This window comes from Lysobacter yananisis, from assembly GCF_031199375.1.
Lineage (GTDB): Bacteria > Pseudomonadota > Gammaproteobacteria > Xanthomonadales > Xanthomonadaceae > Lysobacter > Lysobacter yananisis.
The window spans coordinates 2,350,052-2,371,552 of record NZ_CP133568.1; the positions used below are offsets into that span (position 1 = coordinate 2,350,052).

Consider the following 21,501-nt stretch of genomic DNA (forward strand, 5'->3'; position numbering starts at 1 on the left):
GTCGGCCTGATCGGCGCCCTCATTGCGTATCGCATGACGTGTAAGACGGAGTTCGCGATGGACGAGAATCTGCACTATCTACTGCACCAGGAACTGGACGGGCTGTTCGATCGGCCGTCGGCCGGCGCCGGGACGGGCGACGGCGCGCCGTCGCCGGCCGCGTTCGCGACGCAGGCCGAGCCGTCCGCGGCCGTCGCGGCGCAGCCCGATCGCGACGCCGACGACGGCGCCGGGCCGGCGTTCGAACCGACCCGGGCCGAGCGCCTGCGCGATCCGAAGCTGCTGCAAGCGCTGGTACGCCTGCTGGGGCTGCACGCATGAGCGCGCCGACATCGACGCCAGCGCCTGCCGCCGGCGGCGCGCGCGAGGAGCTGGACCAGGTCGTGCGCGATTTCGCCCGCGCCCAGCTCGGCCGCGAACTCGGCCAGGACGAACAGCAAGTGCTGGCGGCCTACGTGGCGCTGGTTGACGCGCAGTCGCCGGCGCCCGCGACGGCGTCGCGCGGCGAGGTCGGCAACCTGTTCGACAGCGAACGCCAGCAGATCCAGGAGGTGATCCGGCAAAGCCTGCAACGCGCCCAGTCCGCGGTCGCCAGCAACGCCCGCGCCGGCGAGGCCGCCGAACGCGAAGTGCTGGGCGTGGTCGAACGCGCGCAGTCGCTGCAGGACCTGATCCCGCCCAAGCCGGCGCCGGGCGCGCCGGCGCGGACCGCGCCGGCCACGCCGATGGAGCAGATCGCCGTGCGCCTGGGCGAATTGGTGCGCGAGGAAGTGCAGGCGTGCTTCCAGCGCGAGATCGGCCCGCTCGCGCGGCAATTGCAGCAAGTGATCGACGCCGCGCGCGCCAACGGGGTCTTGCCCGATAGCGACGCGCCCGCGCAGGAAAACGACGGTTCCGCGTCCTCCGACGAGTCGCGCGCAACCGCCCCGGACAGCGCCGACGCTGTTCGCCCCGACCGCGACAACAACTCCGATTCCGCCGCTCAGGCGAACGGCGGGGTCGCTTCACAAGGCAAGGCATGACTCGTTAATCAGCCATGTACGGCAGCGGCCGTACTTCACTTTCCAAGGAGCTCGATATGGCATTCCCGACCGCCGTCAACGATCAAATCACCGATGCCGTCACCCAGTCCAACGTCAAGGTCATCGGCGAAGCGCCGGCCTTCGCGATGGGTTCGATCTACCAGTCGATGGCCCACTCCACCGGCATCCTGTTCGAGAACGCCGTGGCCGCGCAGCAGCAGCAGAACTCGCTCTCGCAGGCGGCGGCCAACCAGGGCGTGATGCAGATCTACAGCGTCGACACCACCGCCGCCGCCGGCGCCACCGAGAAGGTCGCGCAGACCGGCGTGTCCGACAACCTCACCAGCCTGCTGACCGTGCTGCGGGCGTTCAAGTAAGGCCGGCTCGGCGCCCGATCCGCGCGATCGGGCCACGCGGCGCCCGCCCGGCATGAGGGCCGGCGTCGCAGCCTAGCCCCAACCCGATACCGAGGAGCGTTCCATGGCATACCCCACCGCAGTCAACAACCAGATCACCGACGCCGTCACCCAGTCCAACGTCAAGGTCATCGCCGAAGGCCCGGCCTTCGCGATGGGCTCGATGTATCAGGCGTCGGCCCACTCCACCGGCATCCTGTTCGAGAACGCGATCGCGTCGCAGCAGCAGCAGACGTCGCTGTCGCAGGCCGCCACCAACCAGGGCGTGATGCAGATCTACACCGTCGACACCACCGCCGCGGCCGGCGCGACCGAGAAGATCGCGCAGACCGGCGTGGCCGACAACCTGACCAGCCTGATGACCGTGCTGCAGTCGTTCAAGAGCAATCCGTACGGCCCGTAAGGCCCGCGCCGCGCGATGCCGGGCCGGAACACGGCTCCGGCATCGTCGCTGCCGCATCCCGGCCGCGCCTGGCCGTGGCGAGCCGATTGGAATCGACCCGGGCCGCACGCGCTTCGCACTCAGCCGCTTCGCACCGAGCCGCTTTGAATCGAGCCATTTTGAATCGAGCCGTTTCGAATCGAACCGCTTCGAGCCGAACCGTTTCGAGCCGAGCCGCTTCGGACTGACTCGCTTCGAACCGACTCGATTCGAACAGTTTCGCCCCGGATCGATCCGCGTCGGTTCGATCCGATCCGATCCGAACCCAGCCGAGCCGCATCGATCCGCGCGCCGCGTCCGCGGCGCGGATCGCCGGTCGCTTGCCGCGTCCGCGCCGTGCCGACGTCCACAGGGGGCGTTATGAATCCTGCCACCGGCCGCGCCCGCGGCCGTTCCGGAGCCGGCTGCCGCGGCGTCCGGGCCGTCCTTCGCCTTGCCCGCCGCAACCCGCGCCGATGCGCGGGTCGGCCGGCCGCCGCGCCGTGCGCGCGGCCGGGCGCATGGCCCTGAGCGCCGCCGACGGCGCCGCGGTGCGCAGGCGCCGCTGGGGCCTGGACCGCTGCGCGCTGCTGCGCGGCCTGCCGGTCACGCTGCTGGAACACATCGCCCGCCACAGCAGCGAGGCCAATCTGGAAGAAGGCGACGCGCTGTTCTTCAAGAACGATCCCAGCGACTGCCTCGCCTTCGTCGTGCACGGGCGCATCTACAAGCTGCTGTACGGCCCGGACGGACAGGAGCTGATCGTGGACACGATCGAGAGCGGCGAGACCGTCGACGAGACGCCGCTGCTGGACACCCACGCGCACACCTTCACCGCGGTCGCCTACAGCCCGACCCGGGTGCTGCTGCTGCCGCGCCGGCACTTTCCCAGCCTGACCAACGATCCGGTGGTGATCGAGCGCGCCCACGCCTCGCTGTGCCTGCGCCTGCGCCAGGCGGTGGAGAGTCTGGAGACGATGTGCCTGCACCGGCTCGAATCGCGTCTGGCGCGTTACCTGCTGTCGCTGATGCACAACCAGCCGCAGCCGCGCGGCGGCGATTTCGAGGTGGCGCTGCCGCCGACCCAGAGCATCCTGGCGGCGATGGTCAACGCCAGCCGGCCGAAGTTGAACGCGCAGTTGCAGACCTGGCACCGCAGCGGCCTGGTCAGCCGCAAGCGCAACATCCTGCGCATCAACGACATCGACCAGTTCCGCTGCAAGGCCTACCTGGGCCGCGACTTCGAGCGGCCGGGCGGCCGCGCGCGCGCCGGGTCCGCGTGGCGCAACGCCTGAGCGCGGGCGCCGGCGGCGCGCGCGACGACGCCGACCGCTCGCGCGGCCGGCGTCGCGGGCCACGCCCGCACGCGGGCATCAGCCGTTGCGGCAGGCGTCGCGCGGCAGCGCGCGCAGCAGTTCGCTGGCGTCCTTGAGCAGCCCGTCGAAGTCGTTCTTGTTGTCGGCCGGGCAGAAGTCCTTGAGCCGGGTGCCGTTGGAACGGTACTCGACCTGGAACACCGCCTTGTTGCGCTTGATGAATTCCTTGTAGCCGCCGCATTCGTCGTGCTGGTTGCATTCCTCGTTGAGCGCCCAGTCGGCGAACGCGGCCGCGTACGGCGCCATCTCCGGCCCGTTCTTCAGGCCCATCGACAGGCCGCGCGCATGCGCCGCGTCGACCAGCAACTGCAGGTAGTGCAGCGAGTCCTCCATGGTCAGGTCGAAGCCGGTGTTCTCCTCGCCCTGGTTGAAGGAGTCGTCCAGGTCCGGCTCGACGCCGTCGCAGCCCTTGGCGCGGGCCTTGTCCAGGCGCGCGGTCATGATCGGCATCAGCGCGTCGGTCATGCGCACGTCGATCCAGTACTCATCCTCGAAGCCGTCCATCGGCTTGCCGATCAGGCCGGGCACCTTGCGGAACTCGGCGGCGTCGGCGCGCTGGATGTTGTAGCTGCCGACTTCGGTGTAGCACACCACGTAGATGCCCTTGGCCTTGAGCCGGGCGACTTCGGCGGCGGAGGTCGCGTCCAGGTCGATGTCGAGCATCTTCTTCGGATTGGCCAGGCCGTCGAGCATCGAGGTGTTGGCGGCGCGGCCGTCGAGTTGCCAGTTCCAGCTGGTGCCCGGGGTCAGCGGCTTCCAGGTCGGGGCGGCGGCTTCGGCGCGGACGGCGGCGTGAGCCTGCGCGTGGACGCCGGGGCCGCAGAGCGCGGCGGCGAGGGCCAGGGCGATGAGCGCGAACTTGTTCATTGCATCTCCAGAATCGGAATGTAGGGAATCGGACGGAGGGGACGTGCGAGGCGGACCGCGCCGCCCGCGGCTCACGCGCCGTCGCGCCGCGCGCCAGCGGCGGATCGGTCGCGGCCGGCCCGGGCGCGCGAGCGCCGGGCGGCGATGGGGGATGGGGGCGACGTCGGCGGCGCGCAGCGGCTCCTGCCGTGCTTCCTGCGCGCGTGGATTGCGATTGCGCGGCCCGGGCGGCGGGGCGCGAACGCCAGGGGCGTCGCGCGCCGTCGCGGCCCCGGGGCCGCCCGCGGCCGGCCCGCGACTGCGGCCCGACCGGGGACGCCAGCATCGCGGCGGCGGCCGGCAACGAAACCGGCGCGACTTCTCAGCTTGACCGACGCTTACAAATCCCGCGCGCCGCGGCGGCCTCGGTGAACAGGCGGCGGCCGCGGCCGCGACCGGAATCCACGTCCCAGTTCCGCGCTCGCCGCGCCGCCATCGGTGCCGGCGCCGGCCGGCCGACCGTATACCGTGGGCTATCCTCCACAGGCTGAAAACACGTTGCTGAGGAAATGGAACGGTCCTGGCGCCTACTCTGGCAGACCCTGCTGACCCTGCTGGGTTTGAGCGCAGCGGCGTTGGCGTGCGCGCAGCCGTTCGTGGTCGCGCGGCTCGGCCCCGGCGCCGACCCGCCGTTGGCGCAGGTGCTGGCGGGGCGCTACGACGCGCGCTTCGCGCCGGTGGCCGGCGAACGCATCGCCTATCCCGATCGCCGCATGCAGTGGCTGCGCCTGACCGCGACCGCCGACGTCGGCGAAGACCAACTGCCGCAACTGGTGATCGACCAGCCCTACCGCAAGTTCTTCGACATCTGGCGCCACCGCGACGCCGACCCGGTGCGGCGCGCGCTGCACGGCCGCGGCAGCGAGTTCCAGCATTCCTCGCGCTTCGTGGTCTATCCGCTGGAAGGCGGCCTGCGCAAGGGCGAGGTGATCTACCTGCGCACCTACGCGACCGAGTTCACCCCCTCGACCCTGCGCATCGAACCGCTGGCGCAGGTGCACCGCGAGGACATGGGCCACGTCGCCCTGCGCAGCGTGGTGCTGACCGCGCTCGGCGCGACCGCGATCCTGGCGTTCGGTTTCTGGGTCGGCCTGCGCGAGCGCGGCTACGCCTACCTGTGCCTGACCCTGCTGGTGCAGACCGTCAACCTGGCGGTGGAGGGCGGCGAGATCCGCATGATCCCGTGGCTGTACGAGGTGCTGCCCAATCGCCGCACCAACGTCGTGCTGAACACCGCCGCGACCCTCGCCAGCGTGCGCTTCCTGATGTTCTACCTCGACCTGCGCACCACCCAGGCCGGAGTGGCCAAGGTGCTCAACGTCTGCAGCTGGGTGCTGGGCGCGTTGCTGGCGGTATCGCTGGTGCAGACCTGGAAGCTCAGCGCCAGCTTCGGCAACCTGGTGCTGCTGGTGCTGATCGGCGCGGTGTTCTATGCCTGCGCGGTAGCGATTTCGCGGCGCCAGCACGAGGCTTATTTCCTCGCCGGCGCCTGGGTGCCGTTGCTGGCGGTGCTGGTGGTGCTGGTCGGCGGCTTCCAGAAATGGTGGCCGATGTTCGCCTGGCTGGAATACGCCTATCCGCTCGGCCTGGTGTTCGGCGGCCTGGGCCTGCTGCTGGGCCTGGCCGCCAAGCTGCAGAAGCTGCGCGAGGACCACGACACTGCCAAGCACCGCGCCACCTACGACCGCCTGACCAGCGTGATGAACCGGCAGGCGATCGAGCAGAGTCTGCGCGAGGCGATCCTCGAAGCCCATCGCAGCCGGCGGCCGCTGACGGTGGTGTTCTTCGACATCGACCACTTCAAGCGCATCAACGACGAACACGGCCACAGCGCCGGCGACGAAGCCTTGCGCACGGTCGCCGAGCGCACCCGCAACCGGCTGCGCGCGACCGACCTGTGCGGCCGCTACGGCGGCGACGAGATCCTGGTCGGCCTGCCCGGCACGCGCCTGGAACAAGGCCTGGTGGTGGCCGAACACCTGCGCCGCGCGGTCGGCGCCAACCCGCCCAGCGTGCACGGCCGCGCGCTCAACCTGAGCCTGAGCATGGGCGTGGCCGAACTGCGCCCGGGCGAGAACTTCGACCAGTTGCTCGAACGCGCCGACGCGGCGCTGTACGCGAGCAAGGCCGGCGGCCGCGATCGGGTCACCGTGCAGCGCGCGGCGATGGAGGAAGTGGCGATCTGAGCCGCCGCGGGCCGGCGCTGCGGCGCCGGCGAAGGCGTCCGGCCGGTGTTCAGGCGTTTCAGCCGGCCGACTAAACTTTTTCCGCGAAGTGCCGAGAAGTCCATTTGAGAGCCGCCCCTTGGCGGCACAAATTGGAACGGGAAGGCACACATGGTCGCGATCGTCACAGGGAATGGACTCGGTCTGCAGGCGTCCTCGGCGCTGGGACTGGGCGGCAGGGGCCAGGTCGGCGCGGCCGGGTTCGGCAAGTCCGGCGAACAAGTGTTCGTCAACGCCGCGACCGGCAACCTGATCCTGCGCGACCGCGACCAGTGGCTGATGGGCCGCGGCGTCGACGCCGAGCTGTACCGGGCCTACAACAGCCAGGCGCAGCTGATCGGCGAGAGCTGGCGCGCCGGGGTCAGCAAGCAGGTCGGCGGCCTGACCGGGACGGTCAACACCGCCGGCAGCGTGGTCTACCGCACCGACTGGGACGGCAGCCGCATCGCCTACGCCTGGGACGCGACGCGCTCGCTGTACGTGGCCGGCGAAGGCGCGGGCACCCGCGACACCCTGGCCTGGGACGCCGGCACCCAGCGCTGGACCTGGACCCAGGGCGGCAGCCAGCTGATCGAGCGCTATGACGCCAGCAAGAACGGCCGCTTGTTCGAAAGCGTCGACCGCGACGGCAATGCGACGAGCTACGTCTACAACGCCGCCGGCGCGCTCGGCGAAGTGCGCACCGCCAACGGCGAGATCACCTACCTCGACTACGACGGCAGCGGCCGGCTGAGCAAGATCCGCACCGTCACCAACAACGGCGGCGGTCCGCAGACCTCGACCGCGGTGCGCTACGGCTACGACGGCGCCGGCCGGCTGAGCACGGTGACCCTGGACCTGAGCCCGGACGACAACAGCATCGCCGACGGCAAGGTGTTCACCACCACCTACGGCTACGACGGCAGCACCGGCCGGATCGCCTCGATCGCCCAGTCCGACGGCGCCAAGGTCGCCTTCGGCTACCAACTGATCGACGGCCAGTACCGCGTGGTCAGCATCGCCCAGACCAGCGACATCGGCGTGCTGCGCACGACCACGCTGAGCTACGACACCGCCAACCGCCGCACCACGATCACCGATCCGCTCGGCCAGGACACGATCCTGGCCTACGACGCCCAGGGCCGACTGCTGCAGACCAGTAGCCCGGCGGTTAACGGCGCGCGCCAGACCCAGTTCTTCGGCTACGACGCCGCCGGCCAGGTGGCGACGATCCGCGACGGCCTGGGCAACGAGGTCAAGTACACCTACGACGCGGCCGGCAACCTGATCAAGCAGGAAGACGCGGTCGGCACGGTGGTCGAGCGCACGTTCGGCAGCGACAACCAGTTGCTGAGCGAGACGGTGTCGGGGCCGAATACGGCCGCGGCGACGACGCGCTATGTCTACGACGCCGAGCAGCACCTGCGCTTCACGATCAGCGCCGAGGGGCGCGTCAACGAACTGCGCTACAACGCCGCAGGGCAGCAGACCGCCAAGCTGAGTTATTCGGAAGGCCGCTACGCCGGCGGCGACTACAGCGAAACCGCGCTGGCCGCGTGGGCCGGCGCCAACGCGCGCATCGGCGAGCGCACCGACAGCGAGTACGACTTCCGCGGCAACCTCAGCAAGCTGACCCAGTACAGCACGCTGGCCGCCGACGGCAACGGCGTGATCGACGACAAGACGATCCAGACCCGCTACGTCTACGACGCCCAGGGCCGCCTGCTGCAGCGCTACGCCGGCCCCATCGCCGCGCCGGAAGTCGAACAGTTCGTCTACGACGGCCTGGGCCGGACGATCCGCACCACCGGCTTCAACGACGCGGTGACGATCACCCAGTACGACGACGCCCAGCGCCGCACGGTGGTGAACTTCGCCAACGGCCTGGTGCGCACGTCGAGCTACAACCACGCCGGCGAGTTGATCGCGCTGGCCGAATCCGGCAGCGGCGGCACGGTGCTGTCGCAGGTGCGCTACCACTACGACGCCGACGGCCGCCTGCGCATGAGCGAGGACGCGCTCGGGGCGAAGACCCACGTGCTGTACGACGAGGCCGGTCGCCGGGTGGCCGAGATCGACGCGGCCGGCGCGTTGACCGAATACGTCTACGACGCCAACAACCAGGTGGTGAAGACGCTGGCCTATGCCAACGCGGTCGGCGCGGCGGCGCTGGCGGCGTTGCTCGATGCCGAAGGCAAGCCGAAGCAGACGGCGAGCGTCAATGGACAGACGGTGGCGCTGACCTTGGCCAATTCGGGGCTGCGGCCGGCGGCGGATGCCGCGGCGGACCGACCGCAATGGCGGTTCTACGATGCGGCCGGTCGCGTGATCAAGACCGTCGGCGGCGACGGCGCGTTGACCGAGTACGAATACGACGCCGGCTCGCGCCTGATCCGCATGCAGGTGCACGGCGCCGCGGTGAAGATGTCGGCGTTCCTGGCGGCGCCGACGCTGGCCAATGCCGTACCCGAACGGACGATCGACTCCCGCAGCGTGACCACGCGTTACTTCTACAGCGCGGATGGACTGCTGGTCGGCGTCCAGGAAGGCGCCAACGGAATGAACGGGGGCGGCGGCTTCACCGAGACGATCTACGACGGCGCCGGGCGCAAGATCAAGACGATTGGCTACGCGACGCCGACCACGCAAAGCCTGCGCATGACCGGAACGCTGGAACAACTGCGCCCGGGATCGAATTTCAAGGACATCCACAACTACTACAACTACGACAGCCGCGGCCTGTTGGTCTCGCAGATCGACGGCGAGGGCTACCTGACCCGGTACGAGTACGACGCGGCCGGCAACGTCTCGCGCCGTACCCGCGGCGAGAAGATCCCGCCGGCGGCGCTGGGCCTGCCGCAGACGATACAGGGCAGTTTCACCGCCCGCGCGGGCGCCAATGCGGGTGGAACCGCGCCGGCCATCGAAGTCTGGGTCGACGGCATCAAGGTCAAGGACATCCCGCTGTCGACGACCGATACCGTCTATAGCTTCAATGCCCAAGTCGTGGCCAACGCCAATCACCAGGTCTCGCTGGTCTATCGGAGCGCCGGCGCCGAACTGTGGCTGAGCGCGGCCAAGTTCGCCGGCGTCGCCTTCGACGCCAACGGCCTGTCGATGTGGGATGCCGGCGGCACCGGCGCGCAAGCGGGCACCGCGACCGCCCGGCCCGCCGGCGAAGCGCACGTGACCGGCGACGGCGCATTCCGCTGGGGCGTGTCCGCGACCCAGGGCCTGGCCGCGCTGACGGCCACGCCCGGCTTGATCGAGCGCACCGACTACCGCTACGACGTGGAAGGCCGGCTGCTGTTCCAAACCGAGTTTTCCAGCAGCGGCGACGTCGATTCGCAGCGCAGCTACGACAGCCTCGGTCGGGTGACGACGGAACGGCGCGGCGATCGCAAATCGCATTATCGCTACGACCTGCAAGGGCGCGTTGTCGCCCAGCTCAGCGGCGAAGGCGTCAAGGCGCTGGAAGCGCTGGGCCCCAACCCCTCGCAGACGTCGGTCGATGCGGTATGGGCCGACCGCGCGGTGCGCTACCAGTACGACGCCGGCGGCCGGCGCACCGCGATGATCGATGCGTTGGACCGCTCGACGCTCTACTACTACGACAGCCTCGGCCGCCTCACCCATACCGTCAATCCGCTCGGCGAAGTGACCGAGCAGCGCTACAACGCGTTCGGCGACGTCGCCCAGACCATCGTCTACGCCAAGCGCCTCACGTCGCTGTCGCTGGGACAGATGCACGGCGGCGCGCTGACCCCGGGCGCGCGCGACGCCATCGCGGCGCTGGACGATGCGCAGGCCAGCCGCACGACCCTGAGCTATGCGATCACCGGCGCGCTGGCGCGGTCGGTGGACGCGCTGGGCGCCTATACGGAATGGACGTACACGACCTCGGGAACGGTCGAGAAAGTCGACCGTTGGAGCGATTACGCCCGGACCTACGCCAACTGGATTCAAACCGTCCGCAGCTACGACGGCGCCGGCCGGCAGAACACCGAGACCGTCGATGCGACCGGCGCCGCGCCGCTGGGCTTGATCGACTGGCAGATCCGCGACGCGTTCGGCCGGGTGACCAACACCCAGACCAGCGACATCAAGGGCGTGGTCCGCCACGCCGTGTCGGTCGCGTACGACCGCAACGGCCGGGCGACCATGGGCTTCGACCGCTCGTATTCGTTGCCCAGCTACATGCTGAGCTACGACGCGTTCGGCAACGTCCTGACCCGCACCGAGTACACGGCCACCGGCATCGCCGGCAACACGACCTACGCCTATACCGCGTTCAATCGCGAAATCCAGGTCACCACGGCCGAGGGCGTGGTCACCAAGAGTCGTTACAACGAGCACGGCCAGATCGTCGAGTTGATCGACGGCCGCGGCAACGCCACCGTGTACGAATACGATCTCGACGGCCGCCTGATCCGCACGACCTCGCCGGCCGGCACGGTGTCCACGGTCTACGATCAGGCCGGGCAGGCGATCGAGACCGTCGATGCGCGCGGCATCAAGACTGTATTCGAATACGATCCGGCCGGGCGCGTGTTGACCCGGACGCTCGACCCGGACGGCCTGGCGATCAGGACTGCGTACGCGTACGACGCCAAGGGCCAGCTGGTCCGCACGACCGATCCGAACGGCAGCGTGACCGAGACCGGCTACGACCTGCGAGGCCAGAAAGTGTCGGTCGTGGTCGACGCGGGCGAGGGCCGGCTCAATCTGACCACGACCTTCGCATACGACGCGCTGGGGCGCACCGTGCGCACGACCGCAGGCGCGGGTACGAGCGCGGCCCAGGCGACCGAGCATCAGTACGACAAGGCCGGCCGCGTGATCGCGACCGTCGCCGATCCCGGCGGCCTGGCGCTGACGACGCGCTATGCCTACGACGCGGGCGGCAATGTGGTCGCGCGCACCGATGCCAATGGCCGCGTCACCCGCTACGTGTACGACCGCGCCGATCAGCTGTTGCTCACCATCGGCGCGGACGGCGCGGTGGAGCGGCGCGACTACGATACGTTCTCGGGCGCGTTCGTCGGCATCACCCGCTTCGCCAAGGCGATCGACCTGACCGGGCTGGACGCGGCCGTCACCGTCGAGCAGATCCAGGCGCGCCTGCAGCCCAGCGCCAGCGAGGACCGCACGCTGCGCCAAGTGTTCGACCGCGACGGGCGCCTGCGCTATGCGATCGATGCCTTGGGCCATGTGACCGAATCGGTCTACGACGCCGGCGGCAACATCGTGCGTTCCATCGCCTACGCCACCCCTGTCGCGCTGACCGGCGTGGCGACGCCGGCGAGCGTCGCCGCCGCGTTGGCGGCGCAACCCGGCGTCTTGCATGCGGCGGACAGGATCGCGCGCAATGTCTACGACGCCGCCGGGCGCCTGGCCTTCCACATCGATGCCGGCGGTTATCTCACCCGCAATCGTTACGACGCCGGGGGCAGCCTGGTCGCCAGCGCGAAGTTCGCCGCCGTCTATCCTTCCGCGGGCGGCGTCGATGCGGCCAGCCTGGAGGCATGGGCCGCGGCGCAGCCGGTCGAGCAGGTCGCGGAAAACCGTTGGGTGTTCGACGCGGCTGGGCGCGCGGTCTGGCAGATCGACGCAGGCGGTTTCGCCACCGGCAACACTTACGACGCGGCCGGGCTGTTGCGGGCCAGCGTCAGAATGTGGCGGTCGGTCAATGGGCCGTATCAGGGGCCCGCTGCCTACACGGTCGAAGCGATGGATGCGTGGGCCGCTCTGATGGGCGGCCCCAGCCGGCTGTCCAACCCGACCACGATGTGGTTCTACGACGGCGCCGGCCGGGCGATCTTCAGCTACGACGCCGAGAACTACTTCAACCGCAGCGAGTACGACGCAGCTGGCAATCAAATCGCCACCACGCGCTACGAGCGCAGGTGGGGCCGCTCCGGCGACCGCGCCATCGCGCTCGGCGATACCGTCGCCGGCCTGCGCGCGCTGGTCGATGCGATGGGCGAAGGCGAGCGCACCACCCGCTTCGGCTACGACGCGGCCGGGCGCATGTCCGAGTCCGTGGACGCCGCGGGCGGGGTGCGCCGTTACCAGCGCGACGGGCTCGGCCAGGTGCTGGACGAATATGCGGCCTGGGGCACCGCCGCGCAGGTCGCGACCCGGCGCAGCTACGACGTGGCCGGACGGATGGTCGAAGAAATCCGCGCCGCCGACACCGCCGCCGCGGCGACCTCGCGCACCGTCTACGACGGGTTCGGCCAGGTCGTGGCCGTCGTCGACCCGCGTGGAGTCGAGCTGGCCGAATCCGACTCGGCCTGGGCGTTGGAAACGCGCAAAAGCCTGGGCTACGTCAACGAGACCGGCGCGGCCCTGCGCGCCGCCGACCTCGGCCAGGCGCGCCAGGACGAATTGCGTGCGCGCTACACCAGCCGCAGCGTCTACGACCGCCTCGGGCGCGCGGTCGAAAGCGTCGATGCGCTCGGCGCGAGCGTGACGCGGATCTACAACGCCTTCGGCAACGCCGTCGCCGTGACCGATGCGTTGGGGAACACGGGCTATTTCTACTTCGATGCGCTGGGCCGGACGACCCACCAGTTGGACCCGGAGGGCTATCTGACCCGCACCGAGTATGGATTCCTCGGCCAGCCGGTCGCCGTCACCCGTTTCTACGAGCGGGTCGGCGCGGTTCCCGCGGGCACCGAACCGCCGTCGGATCCGTCCGGCGCGGCGGCGGTCACCCGCATGGCGTACGACCTGCTCGGGCGCCTGGTCGGCACCACCGACGCGGCCCAGGCGGTGGAGACCTACCGCTACGACGCGTTCGGAAACCGCAGCGAGTACACCAACAAGCTCGGCGGCACCAGTTCGTACCGCTACGACATGCTGGGCCGGATGGTGGTCGAGCGCCTGCCGATCGACGCGCCGTCGTGGTGGGACGGTACTCCGACCGCGGTCGCCAACTATTTCACCTACGATGCCCACGGCAACGTCGTCTACAAGAAGGAATCGGGCGACAGCGCGGATCCGCGCATCACGACCTACAACTACGATGCGTTGAACCGGATCAAGGTCGCCGGCGTCTACGCCATCAACGACGACGGCACCGCCGGCGGAAACTACGATCAATTCATCTACGACGCGCGCGGCAACGTGGTGGAGAAGTACAGCGGCAACAATGCCCGTACGGTCTACTACTACGACGCCGCCGACCGCCTGGTCGGCCAGGTCGATTCCAACGGCCGGCTGACCCTCAACGAGTACGACAAGGCCGGCAACCTGATCCGCACGCGCGCGTTCGTGAATCCGGTGGGGCTGCCGGCGGGCACGGTGTTGCCGGCCATTCCGCTGAATCCGGCCACCGGCCAGCCCAGTCCCGCGCGCGAGCAGCGCTTCGCTTACGACGCCAACGGCCGCCGCATCCAGGCCACCACCGTCGGCGTGGTGCACGGAACGCTGCGCGACGGCGTCGATGCGGACGGGAACCCCGAGCGCAGCTACGCGATCGACGGCAGCGACATCGTCGAGCGCTGGACTTACGACGGCAACGGCCGCGCGGTCTCGCACCGCGACGGCGCCGGCAACCAGACCCGCACTTACTACGACGCCCTCGGCCAGAAGCGCCTGGAGATCGACGGCGAAGGGTTCGGCATCTCCTGGGAGCGCGACGCCGAAGGCAACGTGCTCAAGGAAGTCCGCTACGCCGGGCGCTGGCAGCCGCCGGCGATGGCGGCGGCTGCGACGTCGGCCAACGGCGAAGCGGAAAACCTGATTCTGTACTGGCCGCGAAGCGCCGACGATCGCGTCACCGTCTACACCTACGACACGATGGGCCGCCGTCTCACCGATTCGCGCCTGAGCGTGGCGCACGGCAGCGTCGATCCGCTTACCGGCCGCCTGACCGAAGGCTTCGCCAATGCGACCGCGACCTATGCCTACGATGCGGCCGGCAACCTGCTGCGCCGCACCGACGCCAACGGCAGCGCGTTCGGCTGGGAATACGACAAGGCTGGCCGCAACACCGCGGTGATACTGCCGGGTTTCGTCGACTACGCCGGCCGCAGCGTCGTCGCGCGCACCGAGTACGCCTACAACGGTCTCAACCAGGTGGTGAAGGAGCTGCGCCGCGGGACCGGCAGCGACCAGGACCAGGTCGCCACCTACGTCTACGGCAATGGCGGACGCCTGCTGTCGAAGACCAATGCGTTGAACCACACCACTCGCTTCGGCTACGACGCGATCGGCAACATGACCTCGATGAGCTACCAGCGGACCGATTCCGCCGGCGGCCAGCGCACCGAGACGGTCCAGGTCGCTTACGACCTGGACAACCGCGAGACCCACCGCGTCACCGTCGCCAGCGACGGCGGCCGCAGCGTCGAGCGGCGCACGCGCTACAACCTGTTCGGCGACGTCACCGGCCGCGGTACCGGGCCGAGCGGCTGGCAGGAGTACGCCGAGTACGACTACGCCGGCCGCGTGCTCAAGAGCAACATGGACGGCGGCGTGACCCGCCTGAACATCTACGACGGCGCCGGCAACGCGGCGGTGCGGATCGAGTCGCAGACGATCGACCTCGCTTCCGCGGGATGGACGCTGGAGCGCGTGCTCGGCGCTTCGGCGGAGGAATCGGCGCAGCTGGCGACGACGCTGACCCTGTACGACCGCCGCAACCAGGCCGTCGACGTGATCCAGGCGGCGATGACCACCGCCGGCGAACGCCTGGGCCTGAAGACGGTGACGGTGCAGCCGGTGCGGCCGGGCCAGATCCAGGCGACCGTCGGCGGACGCCTGGGCGCGCAGGCGCGCACGCCGGCGCTGGGCGGCGCCGACGGCTCGATCGCGATCACGCCGTTCTCGGGCTCGCTGGGCCAGGTCTCCGGCGTCTACAGCGATCGCGGCTGGGCGCAACAGAACGGCGGCGAAACCTCCGACAACTGGCCGCCGGATCTGATGAAGTACGGCGTGTTCGTTCCCGACATGACCGCGGCGTTCGGCGAATACGACGTGCGCGTGGTCATCGAGGGCACCCAGACCGCGTATTCGGTGGATCTGCAACGGATCGTCACCGAGCCGCTGTCCGGGCAGGGCTATCTGTACAGCCCCAACGGCGGCGCCAACCTGACCGTCGATGTGCCGGTCGGTCTGTTCAATCTGCGCAACGGCGACAATCGCGAAGTCCATGTGAGCTTCGCGCTCAAGGTGTTCGTGACGCCGAAGGGCAGCGGCGGCGGCCGCGAGCTGGAACTCGGCAGCAAGACGGTCGGCGCCAGGCTGACCTGGGATCGCGACTGGAACTGGAACACCGAGATCCGGATCGACTACACCCTCGGCCGCACCGATCTCAACGTCGCCCTCGACCTCGGCACGCCGAGCGAGTTCTCGCCGGACGTGCTGCAGCTGCCGATCGACGGCTATCGCGCCGACGTCTCGCCGCAGGTGTACGTGCGCGCGAAGGGCTCGACCGGGCCTTACCAGGCCCTGGCGGTGCAGCGCGACTTCCAGCAAGGCAAGGCCACCGCCGACATCGCCGCGCTGGCCGACGGCCAGTACGAAGTCCTCTACCTCGCCACCCGCAACGACGGCACGCTGATGCGGCGCGAGGCGTACGACCTCACCGTCGGCGTGAGCCAGTCCGTCACCCGGGTCGCCGAGGCCAACGACAACACCTTCCAGAGCAACGGCGTCGGCACCTTCGTGTGGAGCGCAGCCGGCCTGGACATGAGCAACCTGCTCACCCGCCGCAGCGAAGCGCCGAGCAAGGTCGTGGTCGAGTACCGCCGCAAGGGCAGCCAGGACCCCTGGACCGGCACCGCCGCGCTCGGCGGCCTGCCGCCGATGGCGACGCCGGGCAGCGTGCGCTGGGATACGACGGGATTGAGCGGCGACTATGAGGTCGTGCTCAAGATGCTCGACGCGCAAGGCGCGACGATCGAGAGCGTGGCCGGCGAAGTGAGCGTCGGCGCGGCGCCGCGGGTGGCGATCGACTTCGCCCACGACGCCGACGTCGTGCGCCTGGGCAACCTGCCGCCGAACGCGTCCTCGGTCGATCTGAAGCTGTTGAACGACGACGGCAGCGTGGCCTGGTCCGCGCCGGGCCTGGCGGTCGCCAACGGCCAGCTGACCTGGCCGATTCCGGCCGAGATCCTCGCCGCGGCCGGCGGCGGCGTGCGCCGCTACCGTCTCGCGCTGACCTTCACCGACAACCTCGTGGTGCCGCCGAGCAGCTACACCGCCGCCGGCGCCATCGAAGTCGGCCCGCAGCGCCAGCCCGCCGCGACGATCCAGGTCGACGGCCACCTGTACACGCTCAACCTCGATCCGCAGCAGCCCGAAGGACAGGTGCTGGTGCTGCATTACCGTCCCGAGGGCGACGTCAACGCGCCGTTCCAGCAGGTGACGATCCTGCGCGGCGCCGACGGCAAGTTCCGCTGGGACAGCCTGGGTCTGAATAAGGAAGCGACTTACGAGTATTTCTACGACGTCTTCCGCACCCTGGCCGATGCGCAGAATCCGGCCGGCGGCCAGAGCCTGGTGCGCAATAGCGGCTATTTCTGGGCCGACAACGACCGTCCGGCGACCGAAGCCAGCTGGGAGTTGCGCAACTTCGAACCGTCCTCGCTGACCATCCACCGCCGCCAGGACTACAACGCCTTCGGCGAGATCGCGAGCGAGATCGACGGCCGCGGCAACGCCACCGCGCTGATCTACAACACCCTCGGCAAGTTGGTGCGCAAGACCGATCCGACGGTCTGGATCACCCACGCCAACGGCTTCCGCGAGCAGGTCAATCCGACCGTCGACTACGTCTACGATCTGGCCGGCAGCGTGGTCGCCTACCGCGACGCCAACGGCAACCTGACCACTCAGGCGTGGAACTACGGCAGTGCCCAGCCGACCTTGGTCGGCGAGTGGCATGCCGACGGCGGGGTCAAGCGGTTCCAGTACGACGTGTTCGGCAACCAGCGCGTGGTGGTCGACGAGATCGGCCGCCGCACCAGCTACGGTTACGACCTCGGCAACCGCCTGATCTGGATCGAGCGTCCCAAGGACGCGAGCGAGAGCGGCAGCATCGTCGACAGCTACGCCTACGACGAGCTCGACCGCCGCATCCGCCATACCAGCAGCCTGCTCGGCGCCACGACCACCGATTTCACCATCGAAGGCGAAGTCGGCCGCGTCGTCAGCGCCGCCGGCCGCACCACCACCTACACCGCGACCTGGGACGCGCAGGCCAACCACGGCAACGGCGCCTGGCGCCGGGTCATGACCGACGCCAACGGCCGCAGCACCACCGACCTGGTGGATGCGCTGGGCCGCAAGCTCAGCCACCTCGACCTGGGCGGCCACGCGTTCGCGTACGAGTACAACCATGCCGGCCTGCTCAGCAAGTCCGGCAGCACCGTGTACGAGTACTACGCCAACGGCCTGATCAAGCGCATGAGCGACAGCGCCAGCGGGATCAAGGGCTATTACGAGTACGACGAGAACGGCAATCGCACCTTCGAAGGCTTCACCGGCAAGGACGGCAACTGGGCGTTCCAGCAGTCCAAGGGCACCTACGACGCGCTCAACCGCCTGATCAAGGTCGAAGACCCGCGCTACGAAATCACCTACGAGTTCGACGCGCAGGGCAACCGCATCCGCATGCACTCGCTGTACCGCGACGGGCTCAACGGCGCGACCCGCGAGCAGGAGTACTGGTACCGCTACGACAACATGAACCGGTTCGTGGTGACCATGGGCCAGCTCGGCGCGGACAACAAGACCCGCGGCAGCAGCGCCGCCGACACCGGGGTGAGCGTGTGGCAGGGCAGCGGCGGCGACGGCGTGACGATCGCCTACGACGCGGCCAACCAGCGCCGCTCGGCCCAGTACGCGCGCGACGGCCACCTGGAGCGCTACGACTACGACGCGCGCGGCTACCTCACCGACACCACCATCGACGGCGTGCTGCGCGCGCGCCGGGTCAACGACCAGGCCGGCCGGGTCGGCGACTACTACGAGTACGACGCCAACGGCGCGCTCAAGAGCAGCACCACGCGCTACTGGGACAACGACAGCCTGCTGATGCAGGAGCACGACAACCAGGCCAACACCGGCACCATCACCTACCGCCTGAACGACGGCACGGTCGACTTCACCGAGACCTACGGCGAAGCGACCACGATCAAGACCAGCTACGACTATGTCTGGTTCGACGGCGCCAAGCAGACCCAGATCATGGTCCAGGCCAGCAACCAGAGCGTGAAGAACTGGGCGCCGGGCTTCTCGCGCTACGTCTACGACGAGCAGGGCCGGATCAAGCTCGCCTACGACCAGGCCGGCAACCGCGGCTTCGCCTATCAGGTCGACGGCGAAGGCCGGATCCTGCAGCGCGACGAACTGATCGGCGGCCAGGTCGACGCCAACGGCAACGTCAGCAACGCCCAGCAGAACCGCCACCACAGCTACTACTTCTTCGACGACAAGCAGATCGGCAACGTCGGCAACGACGGCATCGACCGCATCGACTACGCCAAGGAACTGGCGCAGAACGAAGCCCGCGCCGGCGCCAAGAACGACGACCGCCACAAACGCTTCACCCCGGTGGCCGGCGCCAATTTCGACGAGAACTACCAACCGATCAACAGCCTGTACCCCACCGCAGCGCCGGGCAGCTACATCGTCAAGGCCGGCGACACCCTGCAAGGCATTGCCGCCGCGCTGTGGGGCGACTCGGCGATGTGGTACCTGCTCGCCGACGCGAACGGCCTGGCGCCGAACCAACCCTTGATCGCCAACACCGTGCTGACGGTGCCGAACAAGGTCACCAACATCCACAACAACGCCAGCACGTTCAAGCCGTACGACGCCGGCTCGGCGATGGGCAACACCAGCCCGACGGTGCCGGAACCGCCGCCGCCGCCTTCGGCGAAGAAGGGGTGCGGTGGGTTCGTCAAGGTGTTGGCGGTGATCGTGGCGGTGGTGGTGACGATCTATACCGCGGGCGCGGCGGCGGGCTTGATGGGATTGACGACCGGCGCTTCCACGACGTTCGGGGCGGGTCTGGCCGTATTGGGAGGGACCGCCACGGCGGCGAGTGGCTTTGCCGCTGCGGCTGGTGTCGCGGCCGCCAGTTTCGCCGCTGCGGCGGTTGGCGGCGCCGTGGGCAGCATCGCGAGCCAAGGCGTGATGATCGCGGGCGGCCTGCAGCAAGGATTCGATTGGAAAGGCGTCGGATTGAGTGCGCTCGGCGCCGGCGTGACCGCCGGGCTGGGTACGTCGGGCGCGCTGAAGAGCGCTCTCGACAGTGTTGGCAAGGTCGCCGGCGGCTTTGGGCGTGCGGTCGCTTCGGGTGCCGTCGATAGCGCGATCACCAGCGGGCTTGCGTCGGCGCTCGATGTAGGCAGCTTCAGTTGGAAGAGCGTCGCGATCTCGGCGGTCAGTTCGGGCGTTGGGTACGCGGTTGGCCAGGGGATCGGTCGTTTGCAGTACGGCGGTAAAGCGGATTGGGAAACCGCGCTGAAGGACGGCACGGCCCAGAAAAATATCGGCAAGAAGTTCGCCCGGGAAACGATCAGCGGCTTCGCCGGAGGCGTCTTCAGTGCGGCGGCGCGCGGCAATCTATCCGGCTCAGTTCTTGTCAGTGTTGGCCTGGACGCATTGGGTAGCACTATCGGCCATGGAGTGGCCGGTGCCGTCGCCGATCGTAACGCCATCGGTCCGGTACAGCGTCAAGCCATAGATATGCCAGGTATGAGCCTGGACGTCGAGGACGTTTCCTTGGTTCTGGGGGATGTTTCCGATCCGTTCTTCGAAACGTCGGCGTCCACCAGCGGCATAGGGCGCGCGGATTTCACGGATGTCAGGTCTTCGATTTCAAGTTCCTCCAGCATTGTCGATATCGAGCCGGTCACGGTTGTCGGCCAAAAGCTCACGGCGCAAGAGTTGCGTTTGCTAGACATGCAGGATGATGCCTACGAGCGTTTGGCACTGGTCGAGGCGATGCGGTCGGATCGCCGTGTGTTCAATCAAGTGATCGGAGACATAAAAAACAATGGTTGGGACTCGCCCTACATGGCGATCGCTCCCCTCCATATCGCAGATCTTGGGTTGCGTTACAAATCGCCCAGCGGACTGGGCGATTGGATTTCCCAGAACTCGGATACCTATTATCGTGCGGTCGATGGGGCGGCCAACCTTACGCTGGCCATATCGGATAAGGGACTTCAGGCGCTCGGCTATCCACACAACCCCGACCATGTAAGCCCTTACTTGAAAGAGATCGACGCTGAGGGCGTCTATTTCTTCATGAACCCGGAGGGGGTGGACAAGATTTCAGGCCGCACGATCGCGACGTTGAACGCCACCGGCTATATCGATTCAAGAACGTTCGATTCGGTCGGGTACGCCATGGCCAGCGAGCGCTTTGATCGCGCGACGCTGATCGCCGGCCTGGCCGACGTCGGACGGCGAATCGCCATTAATCCAAGGGGGTTCGTCCACGGCGTTAAATCCATATTCAATAGAGGCGCGAGAGTCAGTGGTGCCCTGGCAGAAATGGGCGCCACGCAGCTTCAACGTCTGGGTAGCGCCCTCTCGGGCGTGTTCAGTCGTACTTTCAACCGGGTTGCGCCGCTGTCCGCGCCGGAGCTCGAGGGCTTGCAAGCGATCGGCTTAACGCGAAGCCAGATAAGCAGTTTGATGAAGGCCACAGGAGGCGACCTCTACGTATTTAGAGGGACGAGAGCCGATGCCGTAGTGGCAGGTGGCGAGACATCAAGTAAGCTGGCGGTGACGCCGGTCACCATCGATCCCTTGCGAGCAACCGTATTCGCGCTAGGGCGGGAAGGCGCAGGAAAAGTGCCCGGGGCAGTCTTCTTCGGATCGCGTACGGAGTTAGGTGTCGAACTGGGTATCGGCAACGTACCGATGGGGCAGTCGACTTCGTCACTGGTGCAACTGGAGCTAGAAATGGGGGCGATCACCACGCCCAGTCATTTTGCCGCGGCGGCGCCCTATAAGATATCGGCTCAGGGCTCCGCCAGGATCCTTGAAGACATGGGGCTTGGGGTGCAGAGGAGTATATCTACGGAGAACATATCGGCCGTGCTGCGTCAAACTCCGATGATGACTCCAAAGCAGGTTTCTGACTATTTGGTTCGTGCAAAAAAATTGAGCGGAGAGGGTGGCTGA

The 21,501-nt window shown here is 68.5% G+C and carries 8 protein-coding genes; 7 read left to right on the plus strand and 1 reads right to left on the minus strand.

Annotated features, from left to right (window positions below):
- The first annotated feature begins 57 nt into the window (after positions 1–57).
- The 5 genes from RDV84_RS09895 to RDV84_RS09915 all read left to right on the plus strand — a co-directional run bounded on the left by RDV84_RS09895 (position 58) and on the right by RDV84_RS09915 (position 3,154).
- Positions 58–321, plus strand: a complete 264-nt coding sequence (locus RDV84_RS09895) for a hypothetical protein (RefSeq protein WP_309153276.1) — start codon at positions 58–60, stop codon at positions 319–321.
- Entirely contained in the window at positions 318–1,022 is a 705-nt protein-coding gene (locus RDV84_RS09900; protein ID WP_309153278.1) for a hypothetical protein, read from the plus strand. Before RDV84_RS09895 ends, RDV84_RS09900 begins: the two co-directional genes overlap by 4 nt.
- A 56-nt stretch (positions 1,023–1,078) precedes the next feature.
- Positions 1,079–1,399 carry a RebB family R body protein gene (locus RDV84_RS09905; protein WP_057949221.1) on the plus strand — a complete coding sequence of 107 codons (321 nt, stop codon included), beginning with the start codon at positions 1,079–1,081 and terminating at the stop codon, positions 1,397–1,399.
- Positions 1,400–1,502: 103 nt separating this feature from the next.
- The gene (locus RDV84_RS09910; protein WP_057949220.1) at positions 1,503–1,841 is read left to right on the plus strand and encodes a RebB family R body protein; all 339 of its coding nucleotides are present in this window, start codon (positions 1,503–1,505) and stop codon (positions 1,839–1,841) included.
- A 539-nt stretch (positions 1,842–2,380) separates the two neighbouring features.
- On the plus strand, positions 2,381–3,154 hold the full coding sequence (locus tag RDV84_RS09915) for a Crp/Fnr family transcriptional regulator (protein WP_078997789.1): 774 nt from the start codon (positions 2,381–2,383) through the stop codon (positions 3,152–3,154).
- A 78-nt stretch (positions 3,155–3,232) separates the two neighbouring features.
- On the opposite strand, the gene RDV84_RS09920 is transcribed toward RDV84_RS09915, so the two are convergent.
- Entirely contained in the window at positions 3,233–4,102 is an 870-nt protein-coding gene (locus RDV84_RS09920; protein ID WP_309153280.1) for an endo alpha-1,4 polygalactosaminidase, read from the minus strand.
- Between the two features lie 548 nt (positions 4,103–4,650).
- Here RDV84_RS09920 and RDV84_RS09925 point away from each other — a divergent pair.
- Positions 4,651–6,327: a sensor domain-containing diguanylate cyclase gene (locus tag RDV84_RS09925; RefSeq protein ID WP_309153281.1), complete on the plus strand. Its 1,677-nt coding sequence runs from the start codon at positions 4,651–4,653 to the stop codon at positions 6,325–6,327.
- Between the two features lie 150 nt (positions 6,328–6,477).
- Positions 6,478–21,501, plus strand: coding sequence for a LysM peptidoglycan-binding domain-containing protein (locus RDV84_RS09930; protein WP_309153282.1), 15,024 nt, complete (start codon positions 6,478–6,480; stop codon positions 21,499–21,501).